Raw genomic sequence first — 20,661 nt, 5'->3', positions numbered from 1 at the left:
AATAATTACGCGTCACTTGAGAGCTTTTGAGCTCTGACCATATTGACGCTGGTATTACCTCGATCAACGAACGTGGAATCCCTATCGACTTCCTTTGTGTTCCTGGCAAGTCAGATACTACATTGGTTTTCCTTCATGGAGCTATCACAGACAAAATTTCCCTACCTTATTTGAATGGGCTAGGTGTTTCTAAAGGAGTAGAAGCTAACCGAATTTTTATCTCCGATCCTTCACTTTATCTCACAGATAAACTTTATCTTTCATGGTATTTAGGAAATTCTAAGCAAAATAATCAAGACAATATCAAACAAGTACTACAGCATATATTTAGAATGGTACCGACTAAGAGGGCGATATTCTTCGGAGGATCTGGGGGAGGTTTTGCGAGCTTATATTTCGCATCCCAATTTCGCGATTCTGTTTCTATTGTTTACAACCCACAGACGATCATCCGGAACTACATTTCTTACTCAATTCATGCTTTCACAGAACACTGTTATGGCATTGATTATCGTGAGTACGATCCCCTATCAAAACTCCCAAGTGATTTGGTAATCGATTTAACCAGTTTATATACGACTCCCCTAAAAACGACAGTTTGCTACCTACAAAACTTAAACGATCCATTCCATATAGAAAGGCACCTAAAGCCCTTCGCAGATAGGATAAATAAGAACATTGATTTTTACACCTTATTAGAGAGTTGGCAAGACGGTCACACTCCGCCCCCGAAAGATAAAATCAACGCGATCTTAAAATCAGTCACTTCAGCCCTAAATCACGGTGAATCTTTGAAACCTGCCTTACTAGGCCAAGGTTTCAAAGAAGGATACGAACCCACTTCGCCTGCAAACTAATTTCTGCAGATCTTATAAATTTGAAATCAAATTACTAATTGCCGTCGATAAATCAGTATCTTCTGATTCAAAACTCTTGAGCAACATTATTAGAATACGCTTAAGTGCATCTTTCGGCAGAGGTGCATGCCCATCGCCCCAGTTACCAATAAAAAATTTGATATCGTTTCCCTCATCATATTCAAAGCTATCACGATGCAAATTAAGGTGGAAGTCATCATTATTCTGAAAATAAAGAACATGGTTACTTCGATCTTCCTGATATCTGGATGATATATCAAAGCATGGTGGATTCTCTGAATCGACTATTTGGTAAATTTCTCGTCCATCCCAACACTTTATTAGATATTCTCTAACCATAGAATAACGATGGTTTTCAATCGAAATTTGCGGATTATAAACAACAGCATAAGATCCTGGGAAAAAAGACGAAAAATATAAAGACGCGTAACCGCCGGCAGATCCACCTATAAATACTATCCGCTCTATGCCAGAATCATTTGCTATCTTTCGAATTAACCTAACGATAGTATTTTGCAAATTCTGCTGGTGTTTATTACCAATAAACCATCCTACTTTAATATCAGGAGCAAGGTATAAACTCGGATCAGAAATAGATAATCGCGAAGCGTCTAAACCATATGAAATATTCGTACCAGAGAGCCAAGGAAGGTGAATATTTTCATCAAGTACTGCCCCGTGAAATACAACTATTAGTACATTTGATTTTTTCAAATCTAAGAAAAAATCTATTGGCACACCATTATCGAATATCGTGTTAATGCCACTTTTTATGTCAGAAGACAGAAACGAAGAAAAATCATGATAAAACCAAGTTACATTATTAGTTTTATCAATTTCTCGTTTTCTATTTATTCTATATTCGATCATGCTTTTTCCTGATTGTCAAAGACCATACTTAAGTTTAACCTCGTATTCTTAGGAGACTACAATCCCCGAAAATTAGGTCAATTTATTGCCACCATTCTATAGTATTAGTTATATAATCTTCTTTATGCGCGGTAGAAGTGGAAACTCATTTATCCATCATTTAAAGAATGGATTATGGCACCTTAGAAAAGGCGGCTATCCACAGTTCAAAAAATATCTTCATAATCAAAAAACGGTTGAAAAAAATATAGTTCTGTTGCGTATTGAAAAAGGACTACTTAAAAAAACTTCTACGCTTCATGACCTCACCACCAATCATCAGCTGCTTGGCCCCGATTTTGTGCGTACGCTTGGTCCTTGGCCGACTGAAACAACCGAGGGCGCTCGTCGCCCGCTGAAGGTTGGGGTGATCATGGATGCGTTTACAACTTCTTGTTTTGCGCCCGAATGGGAGCAGGTCGCCCTCGGCCCAAATACTTGGCCGGAACAGTTAGAAACCGAAAAACTGGACTTTGTGCTAATTGAGTCGGCTTGGCACGGCAATAATGACCAGTGGCGGTATGGCCTATCGGGCAAACCCTGGGAAAAACTCCGCAACCTGTTAGCTGCCTGCCACGAGCGGCAGATTCCGACCGTGTTTTGGAATAAGGAAGATCCCGCCCACTACGACGATTTCATTGAAACCGCCCGCCTGTTCGATCACGTTTTTACTACCGATTCGAACTGTATCCCCCGCTACCAGACCGACCTCGGGCACAACCGAGTCTACCCGTTACCGTTTGCGGCACAGCCACAAATTCACAATCCCGTACGCCCCGAAAAAGGCTACGCCTCACGTGATATTGCCTTCGCCGGCACCTATTTCACCCACAAGTTCCCCGAGCGCCGCGCCCAAATGGACATTCTCCTTGGCGGTGCCGATGACGTGTCCGCCAAAATGGACACCGGCCTGGAAATCTACTCGCGAGAAATGGGCACTGGCGACCCGCGCTACCAATTCCCCGAACCACTCGATAAGCGAGTCATCGGCTCAGTGGACTACCAGCGCATGCTCAGCGCCTACCGCGCCTACAAGGTCTTCCTCAACGTCAACTCGGTCACCGACTCCCCCTCCATGTGCGCCCGTCGCATCTTCGAAATCCTCGCATGCAACACCAGCGTAGTCTCCACCCCCTCCGCAGCCATTCGAAACTTCTTCCCCGAAACCGAACTCGCAGTCGTAAACGACCGCGACGAAGCCGGCACCATGCTGCGCGCCCTGGTCGGCTCACCCCTACTACGCGACCGCATGAACCACCTAGCCGCCAGGCGCATCTGGAACGAGCACACCTACTCCCACCGCGCCGAAACCATCCTAACCACCATCGGCCTACAAACCGCTCCCACCCCAAGGCCCACCGCCAGCGCAATCGTCTCTACCATCCGCCCCCAGCAAATCGACCACATCCTCAAAACCGTGGCCGACATGAACGGCATCGATGGCCTCCCAGTACAACTGTGCCTACTCACCCACGGCTTTGAAGCCCCCAACGACCTCGAAGCCCGCGCACGCGACCTCGGCCTAGAAAACACCATCATCCTCACCGGCGACCCCAACAACAGCCTTGGCACCTGCCTCAACCAGCTCATCGAAGCAGCCGACGGCACCTACATCGCCAAAATCGACGACGACGACTGGTACGGCCCCCACTACCTAACCGACCAAATCCACGCCCTAAACTACTCCGGCGCCCAAATCGTAGGAAAACAAGCCCACTACAACTACCTCGAATCACTCGACGCCACCGCCCTAATCAGCCCCGAGCGCGAACACCGCTACACCCACTTCCTCGCCGGCCCCACCCTAGTAACCACCCGCGAAACCGCCCTCGCCCACCCCTTCGAAAACCGCACCACCGGCGAAGACACCGCCTTCCTAACCAACATCGGCAACGCCGGCGGACGCATCTACTCCACCGACCGCTTCAACTTCCTCCGCCGCCGCTCCACCCACAACCACACCTGGAAGATAAACGACACAGATTTTCTTAAATATTCAACAATCGTAGATTTCGACCTCCCAAAGGGTACAATATTCTTTTAATAGAATTACAATTCAACTGGGAATCAAACGTGAATAACAAAAATCTTTTCATCTACGGATCATGCGTTTCACGGGATATGGCAGAAATTGCGAAACCATTTGGGTGGAATGTACTAAAGTACATCGCTCGACAATCACTGATAAGTGCCTTCTCTCAAGTTGATTTAGAATCCTTGACTATAGCTTTTCCAGAAAGCCACTTTCAACAAAGAGCGTTGAAAGAAGACATAAGGTCATCGCTTGTTGAAAGTTTGAACCAAAGCTTAGAAGAAATCGATTACCTGATTTGGGATTTAGCCGATGAAAGACTTGGAGTATTCGGTCTTCATCCAAGTGGCTATATAACTCGTTCATACGAAATGCTTGAGCTAAATGGCATGGACTTCGTCCCTGAAAAAGGACGACTAATCGATTTCGGAACCGATGAACACTTCAATCTTTGGTGTAACGCGCTTGAAAAATTCAACGATTTTCTAAATTCTAAAAACTTACTCGAAAAAACGATACTTTGGTATGTGCCATGGGCGTTCGACAACATTGATGGTACCCCTGCTCCACAAAGTTTCAGGCTCAATACCGTGAAGATCAATCTTGCTTACGTTAGATACTACCAACAAGTTATAGATACAACTAGCATACGAGTTATTTCGCCCCCTGATGAACTAGTTTTAGCCGATCCTAACCACAAATGGGGGCCAGCCCCTTTCCATTATCAAAATGCCGTTTATGAAAGCTTAATAGAACAACTATAAGTTCATTCAACAAAAAGAATCTTTTCATAGATCGCTCTACAAGACTTATATTTTCGTTCATAATAGCGCCTATTATTATCGATTGATATATCGTCATAGCAAGTAAGATACTCAGCTAGCTCTTCAAAAACTCTTCTCTCATCATTCTCAACAAGAACTACCTTAATGCCAAGTAATACAGCTTCATCTGAAACCGATGACCGATCTGTAACTACAGCTACTGAGCTTGCAAGAGTTTTAGGCAGATCGTTAGTATCGACACAAGCTAAACCAAAATTCTCAACGTATTTCCTGACCCTCGGAGGCAATACGGGATGAATAAAAAATTTAATATCAAACTCTTTATTGTTTTCTAAATAATGAGATAGTTTTTGCGCCAAAAACAAGCACTCATCAAATCCAAAAAATCTATTAGCATTCTTAGTAGAGTCAAATTGCTCAACATTAGCAGAGGCGCTAGTTGAAAAAAACTCTCTTAGGGCTTCATTCCAAGTTGGAGCAAAAAGAATAATATTGCGCTCACTCTGCTTCACACGGCTAGCAAGTTCGAACAGTCTGTCGTGCCTTGGCATTCCAGTTAGGACTACTTCTTTTCCCGTTAAATTGTATGGAGAGCCATCTGACACAATCGCATCAAATTCTGCTTGATCTGTGGTTAACATCAGATCAATACGTTTCGGATTTAAGAGTCTAGATAGGTCGTTCCTTAAAATTCCGTGTTGTAAAAAAACAATTTTCTGTTGGTCTGCCAAGGGAATAATTTTGTTCCCAGAACCTGGTCTGGGGCTGTTTATCGCCCACATCCATGCTGGATCACTCATATCTGATAAACAAATAACGGGAGCAGAATGCACCAAATCCCAATAATCAACAGAATAAGTCGGAACTAGATTAAATCCGTCACTTTCTAATCGTTTCCAATCACTACTCTCAGGCGAAAGAGCAAATATGATTTCTTGGCCTTCGTCTTTCAAGAAGCGATAAAAAACTTCCGCATTTTCATTTGCATGATGATTTCTATCCATCAGTAGCCATGAGCCAGCATGAATCTGTTCCACATGATTATTCAGACAATTCACGAATAAGCTCTTATTAGGAACTAGTTTTTTAATTCGAGAATATATTCCTTTAGCTTTTCGTCCAGTATTATCGACTACTCGCTCTATAGCTCTCAGGACGACTTTATAAAAAATTTTTTCCTTCGGATGCTTTTGTATCAATGCCTCTCTGAGAATATAGGCACCGAGTTTGTTTATTTTTGTTTCCGTGGAAATTTCCAGCCTTTCCCCTATATTCCTCGGTTGGCTAGGCAGTCCATAATACGAATCTAGCGGAACAGTTCTTTGTTCTCTATCTTCAAGCTCTATTATTTGGGGTAATGGATCCTTTCTCCAAGTAGTGCTCTGACGAACTATAAAACTCTCGAAAAAGCTATGAGTCGTAATCTTTTCCCAGGATTTTTCGGGCTTTTCACCACTAATTCTGACCGTTGGCGGTTTTTGACCAATCCAATACCAAATGCAACGCCGCCATTCACTTCCTGCTCTCGCCCGAAATGAGATCACTTGCGAACCAAGAAAATGACTATTCATAAATCGATACTTTTGAGCAAGTATGGCCAAACGTCTATCAATTCCCATTCTGACCGCACTAAAATTTAGTATCTCTTCATCGTCTATTACTTCAGCAAGCCGCACTAAATAATCGCCACATTTTTTTCGTATATCCATCGAAAGCTGGCTACTGGGATGTAAAAACTCCCGATCAGCTTCTAGATACCAATGAATTTCATACAAGAGCATCCACTGAATCCATCTGGGAATATGCTGTTCTGCCATTCGATAATGCTCGATCCATTTAATAAATGCGAGCTCGAAAGGTTTAACATATTTTTCTGGATCGCACCAAGCATCTTTGGATAGAGAGGAGAACTGCCCAACTCGATAAAAGTATTTTGCCCCTTCAATTAAAATTATATTTGTTCCAGCTACTTGAAAATACCTCACCATAAAATCAGCGTCTTCCGCGTAGCGGAGCCCGGCTGTAAATCTTGGTGATTTCTCCCCCATCAAATGTTTTGTACGAAAAACTGTAGTTGCAACTGAAGATTGAAATGCTGCCGGCTCATCTTTCAAATCGACAATCCTAGAGCCGTTTTGAAATCTATATCGTAACGGGTGGTTATTATTGATCTTCCCGTCAGACTCGACTCTATATATTTGAGTTACCAAAGCGGCAAAATTATCTATTGAAGTTCTACTAACAACCTCAAGATGTTTCTCAATTGTAGAAAAATATAGAGGGTCAAGCCAGTCATCAGCATCTAAAAAAGTTAACCACTCCGTTTGAGAATCCGGATTTTGTTGTAAATAATCCAAAGCAACATTACGAGCTTCCCCAGGTCCACCGGTGGGTGAACTCAAAATTTTTACTTTGGGAAAGCTCTTGGCGACAAAATCAATCGTTCGATCAGTCGAATGACTATCGACTACTATCACTTTTATAGATAGCTTATTCGCCCTCTGGTATTCAACTGAACGAATGGCATCCAGAATAGTCTCTACAGCGTTATGTGCTGCAATAATGATAGTAAAACCAGGTTTCATCTATTGCAGCCACAAGTCGATAAGTTTATTCGCGACGAAAGGTGCTTCATAGTGCTGATAGGCACTACAAGCGGCTTCTACATGCTTCCGATGCTCCTCTTTATCCTGAAGTTTCAGAATAGTCTTAACAATTTCATCCGTACCCGGCTTAATAACAAAATCTGGATGTGTCCAATGAGCGCCCTCCCAAGGTAAAGTTAAAGGAGCAGCACCATTAAAAGCTCCTTCGACGAGGGCGACATGAAAACTCTCTTCATCAGACATAGAGAGAACAAAACCAATTTTCGGATACTCCTCTGTCATCTCACACCAGCCACGCCAACTAACTGAGCTTTTAAGACCGGTTTTTTCAATCTGGGTCGCACAATTTTCAAAATACTCTCGTTGATAGTCATCCGTCCATACCCAATCTACTTGGCTAGGGGTGGGACCATAAATCGCGAGTGTAAAACTAGCGTCGTATTTCTTTAACTCGTGCAGTATTCTAAGGTTCCTATGTAAACCTTTTCGTGCCGGAATTGCTCCAACCATTGCCAGACTTTTCATGCGTTCATGCCCGTGATCAACCGTTAAATTATCCGGTTTAACTATTCCATTTGGAATCGATTTAACTTTATTCCTTGGAAGAGAAAATTCGCTAATAGCACGTTCCAGCATTGGACGAGAAACCGTAATATAGCTATCCACAGCATCATGTTTCAACAAACGACCATACTCGCGACCCAACTCAAAAAAATGAAGTCTAGTAGTAAGTTTTTGCTGTGGAAGTTTATTCCAAGAATACCAAACCGTGTTGCCTAGAAGCCATTCACAATGAATAATATCTGCCCACTCCAACAACGAGAGTGAACGATCACGATCATGCCCTTCTGGCCCATTCCAACGGTCAATCCTGATCTTAAATTTGTTTTCTAAATAGGGAAAAAGAGGACGAATAAATTTTAAGTCATCACCTGCGATTAAAAGATTTTTTCGTTCACCCATAATTGTTACCTAATCAAGGAGCTAGGATCTGCAGATCCATCTAACAAATGTTCACCCGCAATAACAGTAATGTTTGGTCCAAAATCATTTTCAACCCAGTTGCCCCACTGGTTCTCGCTTTCCCAATCAAGAACCAAAATTAGACGATCAAAAACATGGTCCACGCTTGAAAACAACTGAATGGCATGCTTAGCGTCGTTTTCATCTCGAACTAAAACACTAAAAGACTTTATTGAGGTAGGCGTAACAGCTAACAATTGATTTGAATCTTGTAACACAGCTCGTCCACGATCATCAATTCGACGCAAAACCGGGGCTGCTCGACCAACAGTCGTAGCTAAATCAGCAATGTCTCGTTCGCTCTGCAATTGAGTAGCGCGCAAACGAAATAAAAGCTGAAGGAATAAATAAAATAGTACTAACACGCCCAACAATACAATAGACTGAAAAGTCTTTACTAAAACGAGCAATACTGAAAAGTTTTTCTTCGACAATAGATTGAAGACAGAAAAACCCCAGTATCCGACTATCGCAAAAAACGTTACATAGAATGCGATCAAGATTTTCCTGGGCATACGATCCTCGACTTAAACAAATTATTGTCAATCAAACCAGTCTAAACGAAAACAATCTTTTTTTCCTTAATGTGAATAAATATACCCTATAGCAAATAAAAATAATTGCATTTCAACAATATTATTGTGCGCCATGGCAGTAAGAAAAATATGCAGGTAGCATTAGAAGGTATGCAGCCGGCATAAAATGGTGACTACTTGGGCGTTACTCGCCTGATCAACGAAGGAGTAGACGAATGATCGTCTCGACGGGGGAACAAACTTTCGAAGGTAAATCTTTGCCACTGAAATATCGTTTTCAGTATGGCGCTTCTGATTCCTCGCATCTGATTGTCGTCTTCTCCGACTTTGGCCCAACAGGGAGCCTCGACCTCGGCCAGCAAGAGCTCGAAGACTTCCCGCACAACGTACTGTGGATCTACGATGAATTTGGGAAAGATAACCTCCCGGCTTGTTACTTAATGAACGAGGGCGAATTTAGCCCCCACGATACCGTTGACGAGTTCTTGTCTCAGGTTCCCGCGCAGCTTGGTATTTCCCCATCACAAGTCACTTACACCGGCGCTTACAAGGGCGGATCGGCTGCACTCTATTTTGCTCTTCGTCACCAGATTGGTTCCGCCGTTGTCGTCACCCCTACTTTCGCCCTCGGACAGGTAGTAACTGAACTTAACGAAAAAGCGGCCGCACAAATGACCGAGGCCGAGCAGCAAGAAACGCAACTTACTGGGCTTGACTCGCTACTGGCTCAGGCGCTCAACGACTACCGTCAGCACGACACTAAGGTTTATCTACTTACTTCCGAAGCCGATGAACAATACGGTAAAGAAATTCACCCTCACCTTTCAGAACTTAAAGCTTTAAAACACTTCAATCTACTAAGCTACTCTTCCCCAGTTTTGAGCAAACCGGGGAGGGCCAAAGCGTACCTACAGCCCACTCAGATTTCCTTGCTCGGCTTACTAGGTGATGGCATCACCCTTGACCTCGGCGAACACAAAGTAGAACGAAAGTTCAATCAAAAACTAGCCGACCAGCAGCTACAAAGCGAAACGGTAGTAGCAGAACTACTTGACATCCCGTTAAACCGCAATGGTCATTTCGATCTACATATGAATACCTTTATTCGCGGTGCCCAATCTGCTCTTTACGCTGAACTAGAGCGTAAGATTCTCTGCCGAGACAGCGAGGGCAAGGACCACGTGGTTCCTTTAGCTAAACGAGTTAACCACCAAATCTCCACCGATTATTTGTCTGGAACCTACCTCGATTACTCTGCCTCCGACTCGATTAGTCCCAAAGTTCAGGGCTACCAAGTTTCACAGCTCCCGCTAGGCGAAACCCAATGCTTTGTAGAGCTAACCCATACGAAAGCAAACAAAAAGCTCGTTGCACCAGTCGTCTCCAAAGAAGAACGGTACTTCCATAAGGTGGAGGGAAACGACCTACTCGAAATTCGAGCAAACGAAAATGGAGTTTTCTTCCATCGACGACCACTGGCCTCCCTTACTGTTAACAAGTTCGGTTATCACCGCGTCGATGAGCTTGAGTTGATCGGCCCAGGTCGACTTGCCCTACGCGGATGGTTCGCTCCCGTCGGCACCACCGTCAAAAACTGGGGTGATATCACCTTCTATGCGGCCTTCACCAACAGCCAAAGTACTGAAACCATTGCTACTCGCGTAGGCATGCTGGATCGAACTAAAGAACTGACCAAAGGCACCAACATTCCGACCTCGGCGGTTAAATCCTACTACTGCGACATGCACAGTAAAGGCGTAGATCTAAGCATCCTAGATTCTGGAATCTACGATGTGCACGTTATCGGCGTCAACGCTGACCTAGCGCGGCAAACCGCTAGCTTAACTCGTCTTCTCGTCTACAAAGAAGAAGGACAGGAAGATAAATACGAGTTGCTGCCCTTACTGCCCACTTCCAACGAACCCAAACAAAAAGAAATCGTTGAAGAAGAGGAACCAGATTTCTACATTCCCAAGCGCTCACGCCGTCAGGGACGTCGACAAGAAAACACTTTCGCGAAAACGACTCCTCTAGGGACCATCGGCAGTGCAGATTCACTTAGTGAAGATGCCATCAAACGCGCAGACGCAGAATTTGATGAGATCATTACGCTTGCCCCCAAACCAACAACTGAGAAGCCTGAGATTGCTGCAGAAGAAGTTGAGCAGCAAGTTACCTCAAAGACTCCTGTATTAGAGCAAAAGCAGGATGAAGCACAACAAGAAGATCTAGCTGACGATAAGGCAGATCTAAACAAGAATCTGGACGAAAACACTCCGACAGATGTCAAGTCATTAGACACTGAAGTACTTGCTACGGAAGTTTCGAGCGAAGTTAAAACAACCGAAGTTGAAAAGGGTGAGGAACCTAGCCAACAAGCCGTAGTCGCAGAAACTATTCCCGAGACTACTTCACCAGCACAGCCGAGCAAAACTGAGGCGACAGTTAAGAAAATATCTGCAGAAGAACAACTGGCTAAACTGGCCGAGGGCGAAGTTACTGACGAGCCTAAAGAATCCAAGCGCGAACCATTGCTCTCCCAAGCTCCAAATCGACCATTCATTCCAGCCCCACCGGCACCGCCAGTGCGTCGCTCGCCAAAGCCGGAAAATAAGACAGATTCGTCCTCATCGACAGACAGTTCAACGGACTCGAGTCTTGGATTAGCGAAGTCCAAGGAAACACTCCTCGAATCCACTGGAGAATCTACTCCAGATCAGCAGCCTAGCGGTTTAGTTACGAAGCCGCACGACTCGCACGAAAGTCTAGCCCAGACTAGTTTGCCTAAACCCCCGACAGCTCCTCGTCCCCCAGTGCCACCAGCTGGCTCTCGACACACAATGCCACCAACTGGGACGGCTCCATCAGTTCCACCTAGGGGACCAAGACCGCAAGGCCAACCTCAACCGCGCCCAGGCCAGCCTACTTACGGCCAACCCGGCCGGCCAATGCCACGTCCACAGGGCGCACCAAATCGTCCAGATGGCCCCAGAGAACCGCACATGGGTCCTCGTCCGGCTAATGGTCCTCGTCCGGCTAATGGTCCTCGTCCACAAGGCCGGCCAATGCCACCTCAAGGAGGAATGGGACCACGCCCAGCTTCTGGCCCACGACCAGGCAATGCGCCTCGTCCAATGTCCGGACCACAGCAAGGAAATGGGGCTCGGCCACCTATGCCACCAAGAGGACCACGTCCACCAGTAGGTCCTGATGGATCACCATTGCCTCGTCCTCGCCCGGGCATGAATCCAGCAGATCCGCGCATGCCTCGTCCTCGCCCAGGTATGAATCCCGCAGATCCGCGTATGGGTGCCCCTCGCCTCGGTATGCCTCGTCCGGTTGGTCCCCGTCCGTTAGCACCCCAGCCAACAGCAACTAATGTTGGCGGGACTCCACAAGCGCTTCCTAGCAAACAAATAACACGCTCCGAGGACGCTAGAGTCCAGCAGACGAATCAGGATAATACCGAGTCAGCTTCCGAGGCAAAGTCGACCGAAGTTACTTCATCCCAACGGTTGTCTTCCTCGATGATTCCGACTCAAACAGAACGATCGGAATCAGAAGCTTTCACTCCGAGTAATGTGAGCGAAGATCTAAAAGCAGCAAGCGCAGAGCAGGCAGAAAAAGCAACCTCAGGTGAACTAAGTGAGGTAGAAACTACTGCATCTAGAAGATTAAATCTTCCTAGCCGTAGTCGCATTCGCCGCTCTCCCCTGAACGAGTCCTAAAATCAACTTATTGGCTCTTCTGATCTGATAGTTTCATTGGAGCAGAAGAGCGCCTTTTTTAGGCACAACTAACCAACTAGTTGACCTTTTATGGCAACTGTTTTTCCACGAATTCGACGATTCGTTGAGAATTATGGTTATCAATCTGCCCAAAGAAGCGGCGACGACGCTTGCGATAACGTAAATCTGGCTGCCAACGGCGGTTGGCGCATTTATCTAACAAATCGAGCATTTGATTTGGATTCAAAGCAACTGGACCAAGACCATTTTCTTCTGGTTCGTACCATCCTCGGCGGAAATTATTTTCTCCACTAAAAATCGTGTCTTCATCAAAACGGTAATAGAAAATAGCTCGTCCCGTATATGCGGCGTCAAAAGCAGTAGACGAGTAGTCAGTTAATAGTGCGCACGAATTTAATAAGATCTCTTGGAAGTCATCCTTACTCAGGTCAGCTATCACTGTACCCTCGGGTAGGGAAAGTATATCCTTGAACTGTGCCAGGTTTGGATGCAGCACGAAGATAATGCCGCCTGCCTTATTATGAGTAATCGTGCGGAGCTTGGGAGAAGACAATAGCTCGTGCCACTTACGATAAAACTCGGTGTTAGTAAAGTATGTTCGCCGAAGACTAGGGTCAGTAATCTGTTTAAGCTCGTCAGTTAGATTACCTCGCCAGGTGGGCATTATTAGCAATGGTTTGCTGCTCAAGTCATGTCCAGTTGCATCAGGTAGCGCATCAAAACGGGCAAATCCCAGATTGACCAGTACATCGTTCTTGAAAGTAAACGGGCTATCGACCGAGGACAGATAGTCGTATTCAGCTTTAGCTCCACAGATGAAACCAGAAAAACGCTTATCGTTAAGCCAGCGGGAAATATCATTACCGGTGATGCCGTGTTGTAAAAAGAAGAAGGGCACTGAATGCTTGAAAATTCTTCGTGGAGCTGGATACATGCAAGCTTCAATCGCGTCGGATGACAGCATCGCTTTAGCTACCAAGAATGCGGCCATGGCCTCATCACTACCAAACGCCAACAGTTTAAAGCCTTCTGCTGCCAGCCTCGGCCATGCTGCAGCTGTTGGGTCCAAAATAAAGTAGGCGTTGATGTCTGGACGCTCGTTCAACAAATACCTGTATAGATGCTCACCATTATCAGAAGCGGACATGGGCCGATCCATAACCAACCAGCAGCCAGCATACTTTTCTTGAAATTTTTCAGAAGCAGCTAAGGCCCGAACACGGTTCCGAATTAAGCCTTCGTGATCATCAATTTTTGAAGGTTTGAGCTTTAGCGCCATTTGTGCACGAGCACGTTGCCATGCCAGTTGGCTCATTGAAGTTCGAGTAGTTAAAGATTTAACTTCCCGGCGGATTTTCTTCTTTACGTCTAGATCGCGACGACCTTGGGAAAGTGCTGCTTGACCTTGGAGGAAGTGTTTTTCGCTGAGGACTCTCACGGGTTTGCGAACTGTAACCTGCAATTTGGACACCATTCGTCCTCGATAGAAAATGGCGGTCTCGCCAAGCGGCAAGTCGAAGCTTACTTCAAAAGCAAAACGCTCCCCAAAGAAGTACCGAGAACAGACACTCATCTCCGGATGGACTTGCCTTCCATCAACGAAGAACGCCAACTCGTTACAGTCGAAATCCTTCATCATCAAGGTATAGCTTCTCGCAGTTTTCGAAGCACCCCACTCGTATAACCGGGCACCCCCAAAACGTTCCCCGTAGTAGTACATAAACAGAGATTCACGAACCACCCAACGAACATTCTGAATCTTAAACTCCAGAAGTTTTTTCGGTGGAATCAGCGCAAAAATCTGGGCAACGTTATTCAAAAAGCGTGCCTTAAGTTCAGGATCTTCGCTGACCCAGGCTGTTTTGGAACGCATAGCCATTTCTTCTTGGAAATACCAAACAAGTTCGTAGAGTAGAAGGGCAATCACCCAATCAGGAAGCTTGTCTTTTTGCTCCAGGGCATGCTTGGTTAAGTCTAAATAGCCGTTTTCAAACAGGGTCGTGTATTTTTCTCGCCTTGCCCAACCTGACTGCACCAGCGACGAATTATTTGATCGCTTACGGTAGTAGTAAAGGGCCGAGGACGCTAAAGCCATTACCGGTTCATCAAATGACAAAAGGTAAAGTGAAAGCAGGTGTGCGTCCTCGAAAGTGGGTTTAATGTCAGTGCGATAACGCAAGCCGAGTTCTTCAATCCGGTCTCGGCGCATAAAAGCGGTGGCTCCAAGCTGGATCGCATAGGGATCTTCAACGAGCGAAACTAGGCGATCACCATTGCGGAACTTGAATCCTAATGGATGGTTGTCTTTAAATACCCCAGTTTCGTCATTCAACACCAGCACTCGTGTCGACACCATGGCAATATCATCAAGGTTGTCCGCCTGATGAAGAATCCTCTCCACATTTGCGAAGTAGTCTCGGTCAAGAATGTCATCAGGATCCGCGGCGGTGATCCATTTACCGGTGGCCACTTCCAAACCAAGATTTCTAGCGTTGGCGGGGCCAGCGTTTTGCGACGATTTCACATAGACTGCATTATCATGTTTTTCGCACCATTTTCGGGCAATCTCGCCAGAATCATCTGGGGAGCAATCGTCGACAAAAATATATTGGACTTTAGATGGGGCGATAGATTGCCATTCAAGGCTTTTAAGGAACGCCTTTATGTAATCTGAAACATTGTAGGTAGCGATCAGAACCGAAAATAAGTAATGGTTTGAACTCATGACCACTCACCTACCAGCTGTCGGTCGCTAAGTTCTAAATTAATGTTAAGCGGTGGTTCACTTGCCGAGGACGCTAACGCTTCGTTTAATTCCCTAAACTGCTGTTTGTTCAGGTTCTGTTTAAACTGAAACATAACTCCGGTGTCAATGAAGTTTTCCCCACCAACATTATGTGCCCAACTATTCATAGTAAGAATCGCTGGAAGAGCACGTTCTAAATACCATGTTGCATCTGGCTGATTAGCGCAAAGTCGTTGAATGAATAAGGTTATTCGTGCTGCGTGATTATAACGATTCATGCGCATTAACAGATGTAGTTGTGCTAATCGTAGATCAATCCCGAAAGCCGAAGAGCGATTTCCAGGTTTTTCAAAGCACTCTGCCATTTCACCTAGCCAGAGTACTACCTTAGCGGCGGGAGATTTAAAAACTCCTTTACTTCCCACAGCTAGTTGTTTGATGGCATCCGCGAGAGCAGAAAAATTCTGAGTTTTAATTGGCTTTAAAGGGGTAGGAATAAACTTTTCTCCCCACTCAGGAAAGTTAGGTGCGACCTCGTCTCGAGAGGCGAATTCAGAAATAGCTTCACAAACTTGATACGCCGGATTTTCCTGCAATAGTTTTTCAGAAGATTTTGCTAAACGATTTAAATTCTGGGCAAAACTCAAAAACTCTCTGCTGGTGTCGAATTGGTAACGGCAGGCAAAGAACATTGCTTGTCGACAAATAAAGGTAAGTACCAATGAAAGGTCTACTCGACTAGCTGGCCAAAGCTGCACAACTGGCACCATCTGGTCCAAGGTTTCGAGTTCAAAGGAACCAGAAAGCGCTAACCACAGGGAATCTTGTACGTGTTGTTCGAGCCGTGTTTGCATCAAGTCAAGTAATTGAGCAATTGGGGTGGGTAAATCCGCCAAATAATTCTGGTTATTCGTGGCGCGCATGAGAAGCACGCTCAGAGCAACACCAGCATCATGCAAACCTTGAGCTGTTAAGTGCCCGCTCGCCAGATAGCGTCGAACCTCTGGCAAGGCCGCAAGTTCTTGGGCAAATGTTCGACCAGAGTAAAAGGCGGCGTTTAGGGCTTCTAGTGGTACTTGATGCACGAAGAAAAGGAAGTAAAGAATATCAAAGTTGGTAATATTCTCTGCAATTGTGGGCTCTTGGGAGAGATCAATATTTCGAGAATTTCCTACCGCAAGTTCAATAAATACCGCAATGATTTTTTGCGCAACGGCTTCATCGAGAGTTTTTTCGCCTGCCTGGTAGAAAGGTAGAAGCTGTGATTCGATCCAATTAGTGACCGCCATTTGAGGAGAGCCTAGCTCTGGATTTGGATGTGATGACAAATACTGTTGAGCAAACTTAATAAGCTCTCTACTGGATAAAGATAGGGACTTACTTGGCGACAAAATCACAGCCCCCTTACAGTAGATTTCCATTACCCGCTCCATCCTATCGCATTGGGACGAATAGATACTAGATAAACCTGTACATTTGCAAGGAATATTCTTGCAATTACTTTCATCTAATAACAAAAGTTATCGACAAAAAATCCATGTGCTAGGCTTGCTTTAGATTGCGCTATTAAACTTTTTAGTCAGGAGAGACAGTGCTGTTAAAATCGGGTATTAACACCTACCAGAAAAACAACTATTCTTTGAAGTACCGTTTTCAGCGTGGCCAGTCAGATCGCGCAAATCTTCTGGTGATTTTCTCCGGTTTCCGCACTAAAGGAACACTGGATTTTGGCGGTGATGCAATTTCTCCGATTCGTTCCAATATTTTGTGGATTTTTGACGAGTTCGGCACTGAAAACCAGAACACCTACTATCTGTTAGAAGATGGCAAATTCTCGCCGCGAGACATTATTGACGACTTTATTAACCAAGTTCGTCAAGAGCTCGGCTTAAACTATGAGAATCTAACCTATTCTGGGTTTTCAAAGGGCGGCACAGCAGCTATTTATTACGGTTTGCGTCATTGCGTTGGCGCTGTAGTAGCTACAGTCCCTCAGTTCTTTATTGGCACCTATGCCAAAAAATACTGGCCTAAGGTCTATGACTTCATGGGTTCTGCCGAGGCTGATCAGCAAAAGCAGCAGGACGACTACGACGACATTATGCCTGATTGCATTTTGAGCCATTCTAAATCTGCCACGCATCTGTATGTGTTTAGTTCGCATGCCGATCCGCAGCTCTCTGATGAGATTCGTCCAGTATTACCTCTTTTGGAAATGCTGCCGAACTTCAATTTGATTGTTACCGATTCACCGCTGATCACCGAGCATATTGATGTTACCCCATACAACATTCCGGCTCTACTGGCCCTATTCCAGCTAACTGCGGATGGCCTCTACCCTACTTTCGGGGTTTCGACTACTTATCAAACCCAAAATCAGAAGGCGATTTCTTCTCAGCGGAAGCGTAACGAGGGCGTGGCCGTCCTCGAGAAATGTAGTACTGTGCCGACCACGAACCAGGTTGAACTGGAAATGGTTACTTTGCTGCGCGGCTATGAGCAAAAACGTTATGCGGATCTTAACCGCACTTTACTGGTTAAGAGCAGCGACGGTAAAACTACACGTATCGGCATGGGAAAGCTGATCGATAAACAAATTTCCCGCCGCTACGTGCAAGACACTTTTGTGGATTACCAGTGTGCCTTAACGGTTAGCCCCGGCAAGAAGGGATACCCATTATCTGCTTTCCCGATGGGACAAAGTGAGTGCCAGGTTGAATTGGTACTACCGAACGGGACGAAAGTTAACACTGCTTTGGTAACGAAGCGTCCCCTCTTTTTCCACCAGTTACAGGATGGACAACTTTTGACGGTCAAGGGAAGCGAGTCTGGGACCTCGATTAGTCGAGTTGATCTTAAATCCCTTCAGCCGTCCGAGGGAGCATTCCTTCGAGTTGACATATTCAGCGACGAGAAGGGGGCTGGGATCTTAACTCAAGGTTGGTTTGCTCCGATCGGCACTACAGTAACAGGCTGGGGCGACGCGCACATGTATTTGGTTTTGCGCGAGACTAAGTCCGAATCAGTATTCACCTTCCCCTTAGGTTTGCTAGATCGAGGGCGAGAATTAGGTTCGCAAATCAACATATCGAAGAGCATGAGCAAATCCTATTTCAGTACTCTACGAGCCCAAGCACAAAGCCTCAATGGATTAAAAGATGGCGATTTTGTCGCCCAAATTCTGTTTGTCAATCCTGATGTTACAGCGTTGAGTTTTGAGATCGGAAAAGTGAGTATCAAAGGTGGCAAAGTACTAGTGAAAAACAATGAGAATAGTACCAAGTCTAAAGTTAGCTAATAGTTTTCACTTGCGTCCAATGTGATGGAGGGTATAGTTTCTCTTGAAAGATTGATTAACGCAACAATTTTGCGAGTCACTCTTTTTTAAACTTATTCTTTCCAAATATGTTGGAGGTTTTTATGCGTTCGCGTAGTTTGGTGGCCATCGCTGCTACCACCGGTTTAGCAATCTCAGGTCTACTCCCCGCCCTTACCCCCATGGTTACTGGCGAAAACAACGTCCCTGCAGCCCAAGCAGCAACCAAAATCGTAGTTGCCTCAGCAAAACCACGTGGCGGCAAATTCGTTGACGTACCAGCAAACATGTTCCTCTCAGGAGAAATGGCCTGGCTAGCAGACAAAGGCATCTCCACCGGCTGGCCCGCAGGAAACAACCAACGCGCCTACCGCCCCCTAATCAACATCGAACGCCAAGCCATGGCAGCCTTCCTCTACCGCATGGCCGGCATCAAAAACTACCAAGCACCAGCCACCTCCAAATTCGCTGACGTACCAACCAACCACCCCTTCTACCAGCAAATCTCCTGGATGGCCTCAACTGGCATCACCACCGGCTGGGTACGAGATGGCAAACGCTACTTCAACCCAGACGGCCCAGTAAACCGCGACGCCATGGCCGCCTTCATCTACCGCTTCGCAGGCAAATACCCAGCCAAAGTATCCAAAGCAGTACGATCCGTAACCAAAAACTTCAACCCCTCAGGAAAAGTCTTCGCCGACGTCACCAAAGGCACCGACTTCGCAAAAGAAATGGAATGGCTACGCCGCACCCTAATCTCCACCGGCTGGCCAGGAAGCAACGGCAAACGCTACTACCGTCCAGTCACCCCAATCCACCGCGACGCCATGGCCGCCTTCCTCTACCGCCTACAAAACAACAAACTAGAGACCGCCCCAGCTGCCAAACCAAAGCCAGCTCCCGCCAAGCCGAAACCAGCACCGGCGAAACCAAAGCCAAAGCCAGCACCGGCGAAACCAAAGCCAAAGCCAGTAAAGCCGAAGCCGGTTTTCAAAAAGGGCAATCCAGATATTGGGGCAAAATGGATTTCGGATTCTTGCTCAACAATCACTCCAACCAAAATTGTCTGCGACGACTCAATGCCACTGAACGAGCACACGGCAGCGGCTTTCAACGAATACACTGATTTACAGGAACTCAGATTGACCTCACACGTTGAACATGATTCCTCAAAAGACTTCGTATTGAAACTGCCCAAACTTCAAAGCCTGGAGATTTATTCCGAGAAGGATGATTGGATCGCACGTCCTTTCCCGAACATCAATTATCTACCATCTCTTGAAACTCTCGACCTTTCGAACGCTGATGACTACGGTTATCGAGTAACAGAGGTTCCAGCGTTCAATGCCCCAAAGCTTAAATTCCTTGACCTAGATGGTGGCTACATCAAGAAAATTGCAGCATTTAAAGCGCCAAACCTTAAAACGCTCTCTTTGAGCCACAACCAGATCAGTAGTTTTGCCCGCCTAAGCTTGCCAAAATTAACTTACCTTTCGCTCAAAAAAAACCTACTCTCACAAGCACCAGATCTTCGCGGTATGACAGCACTAGAAACCCTTAATTTGTCGTACAACCCGATCAAATCGTTTGCAAACCCTAAAATTCCTGCATACCTCAAGGAACTATATTTAAACGGCACCGAAATAACCACGCTTGAAAAGCTTTCGGCCAACTTCCTAGAGAAACTAGAGCTAAAGGAAAGTAATCTGACAACAATCAATGGCTCAACTTTGTCACTACCTAGATTAAAAGTTCTTACAGCTGAGGAAGCTAATCTCAAGACCATCAAATCATTGAATTTGCGATCACTTGAAAAGTTAGAAGTCAGTAACAACTTCCTAACAACGCTTCCAGCTAACGGCCTCCCGTCGCTAAAAAGACTTGATGCTTCTAACAATGAGATCAAGGCCTTGCCTGATCTTTATCTACCATCGCTCGAGTATCTCCACCTAGAAAAGAATCGTTTAAAGAAGAAGCCAGTTGTTTACACAAACAATAGGTGGTTCGACATCTACATCGACAATCAACGTCCATGATACTAAACGATACTTTCAGGTAGTTTTCTGAACGTTTTGGGC

Annotated in this window: 12 protein-coding genes; 6 read left to right on the top strand and 6 right to left on the bottom strand. The window is 45.5% G+C overall.

The features are described from left to right. Positions 1-26: 26 nt before the first annotated feature. Positions 27-857: a hypothetical protein gene (locus BK816_RS00460; RefSeq protein WP_071163416.1), complete on the top strand. Its 831-nt coding sequence runs from the start codon at positions 27-29 to the stop codon at positions 855-857. Between the two features lie 12 nt (positions 858-869). Here the strand turns inward: BK816_RS00460 and BK816_RS00455 are convergent, their stop codons facing one another. Continuing rightward, the gene (locus BK816_RS00455) at positions 870-1,748 is read right to left on the bottom strand and encodes a YqiA/YcfP family alpha/beta fold hydrolase (protein WP_071163415.1); all 879 of its coding nucleotides are present in this window, start codon (positions 1,746-1,748) and stop codon (positions 870-872) included. A 256-nt stretch (positions 1,749-2,004) separates the two neighbouring features. Here BK816_RS00455 and BK816_RS00450 point away from each other — a divergent pair, with 256 nt between their 5' ends. Together BK816_RS00450 and BK816_RS00445 are read left to right on the top strand one after the other, a co-directional pair. Beyond that, on the top strand, positions 2,005-3,831 hold the full coding sequence (locus tag BK816_RS00450) for a glycosyltransferase family protein (RefSeq protein WP_236842334.1): 1,827 nt from the start codon (positions 2,005-2,007) through the stop codon (positions 3,829-3,831). A gap of 29 nt (positions 3,832-3,860) precedes the next feature. Continuing rightward, complete coding sequence (locus BK816_RS00445; RefSeq protein ID WP_083378940.1) at positions 3,861-4,583, top strand: DUF6270 domain-containing protein; 723 nt, start codon at positions 3,861-3,863, stop codon at positions 4,581-4,583. A gap of 2 nt (positions 4,584-4,585) precedes the next feature. On the opposite strand, the gene BK816_RS00440 is transcribed toward BK816_RS00445, so the two are convergent. The 3 genes from BK816_RS00440 to BK816_RS00430 are packed head-to-tail and all read right to left on the bottom strand — an operon-like array spanning position 4,586 to position 8,733. Then, positions 4,586-7,189 (bottom strand): bifunctional glycosyltransferase/CDP-glycerol:glycerophosphate glycerophosphotransferase, encoded by a 2,604-nt coding sequence (locus tag BK816_RS00440; protein ID WP_071163413.1) that lies wholly within the window; start codon positions 7,187-7,189, stop codon positions 4,586-4,588. Continuing rightward, a complete protein-coding gene (locus BK816_RS00435) occupies positions 7,190-8,173 on the bottom strand; it encodes a glycosyltransferase family protein (protein WP_071163412.1) in 984 nt (327 codons plus the stop codon). A gap of 5 nt (positions 8,174-8,178) precedes the next feature. After that, positions 8,179-8,733, bottom strand: a complete 555-nt coding sequence (locus tag BK816_RS00430; RefSeq protein ID WP_071163411.1) for a hypothetical protein — start codon at positions 8,731-8,733, stop codon at positions 8,179-8,181. A gap of 251 nt (positions 8,734-8,984) precedes the next feature. On the opposite strand from BK816_RS00430, the gene BK816_RS00425 reads away from it, so the two are divergent. Next, on the top strand, positions 8,985-12,497 hold the full coding sequence (locus BK816_RS00425) for a hypothetical protein (RefSeq protein WP_071163410.1): 3,513 nt from the start codon (positions 8,985-8,987) through the stop codon (positions 12,495-12,497). Between the two features lie 88 nt (positions 12,498-12,585). Here the strand turns inward: BK816_RS00425 and BK816_RS00420 are convergent, their stop codons facing one another. Further along, a complete protein-coding gene (locus BK816_RS00420) occupies positions 12,586-15,243 on the bottom strand; it encodes a bifunctional glycosyltransferase/CDP-glycerol:glycerophosphate glycerophosphotransferase (protein ID WP_071163409.1) in 2,658 nt (885 codons plus the stop codon). Further along, positions 15,240-16,685: a hypothetical protein gene (locus BK816_RS00415; RefSeq protein WP_071163408.1), complete on the bottom strand. Its 1,446-nt coding sequence runs from the start codon at positions 16,683-16,685 to the stop codon at positions 15,240-15,242. Before BK816_RS00415 ends, BK816_RS00420 begins: the two co-directional genes overlap by 4 nt. Before the next feature lie 170 nt (positions 16,686-16,855). On the opposite strand from BK816_RS00415, the gene BK816_RS00410 reads away from it, so the two are divergent. Then, positions 16,856-18,562 carry a hypothetical protein gene (locus BK816_RS00410; RefSeq protein WP_071163407.1) on the top strand — a complete coding sequence of 569 codons (1,707 nt, stop codon included), beginning with the start codon at positions 16,856-16,858 and terminating at the stop codon, positions 18,560-18,562. A gap of 122 nt (positions 18,563-18,684) precedes the next feature. Continuing rightward, a complete protein-coding gene (locus BK816_RS00405) occupies positions 18,685-20,619 on the top strand; it encodes a leucine-rich repeat domain-containing protein (protein ID WP_071163406.1) in 1,935 nt (644 codons plus the stop codon). Positions 20,620-20,661: the final 42 nt, after the last annotated feature.

The sequence above is a fragment of the Boudabousia tangfeifanii genome (assembly GCF_001856685.1).
Classification (GTDB): domain Bacteria; phylum Actinomycetota; class Actinomycetes; order Actinomycetales; family Actinomycetaceae; genus Boudabousia; species Boudabousia tangfeifanii.
The sequence above is the reverse complement of the archived record's forward strand: the minus strand, read 5'-3'. Positions and strand labels throughout refer to the sequence as shown.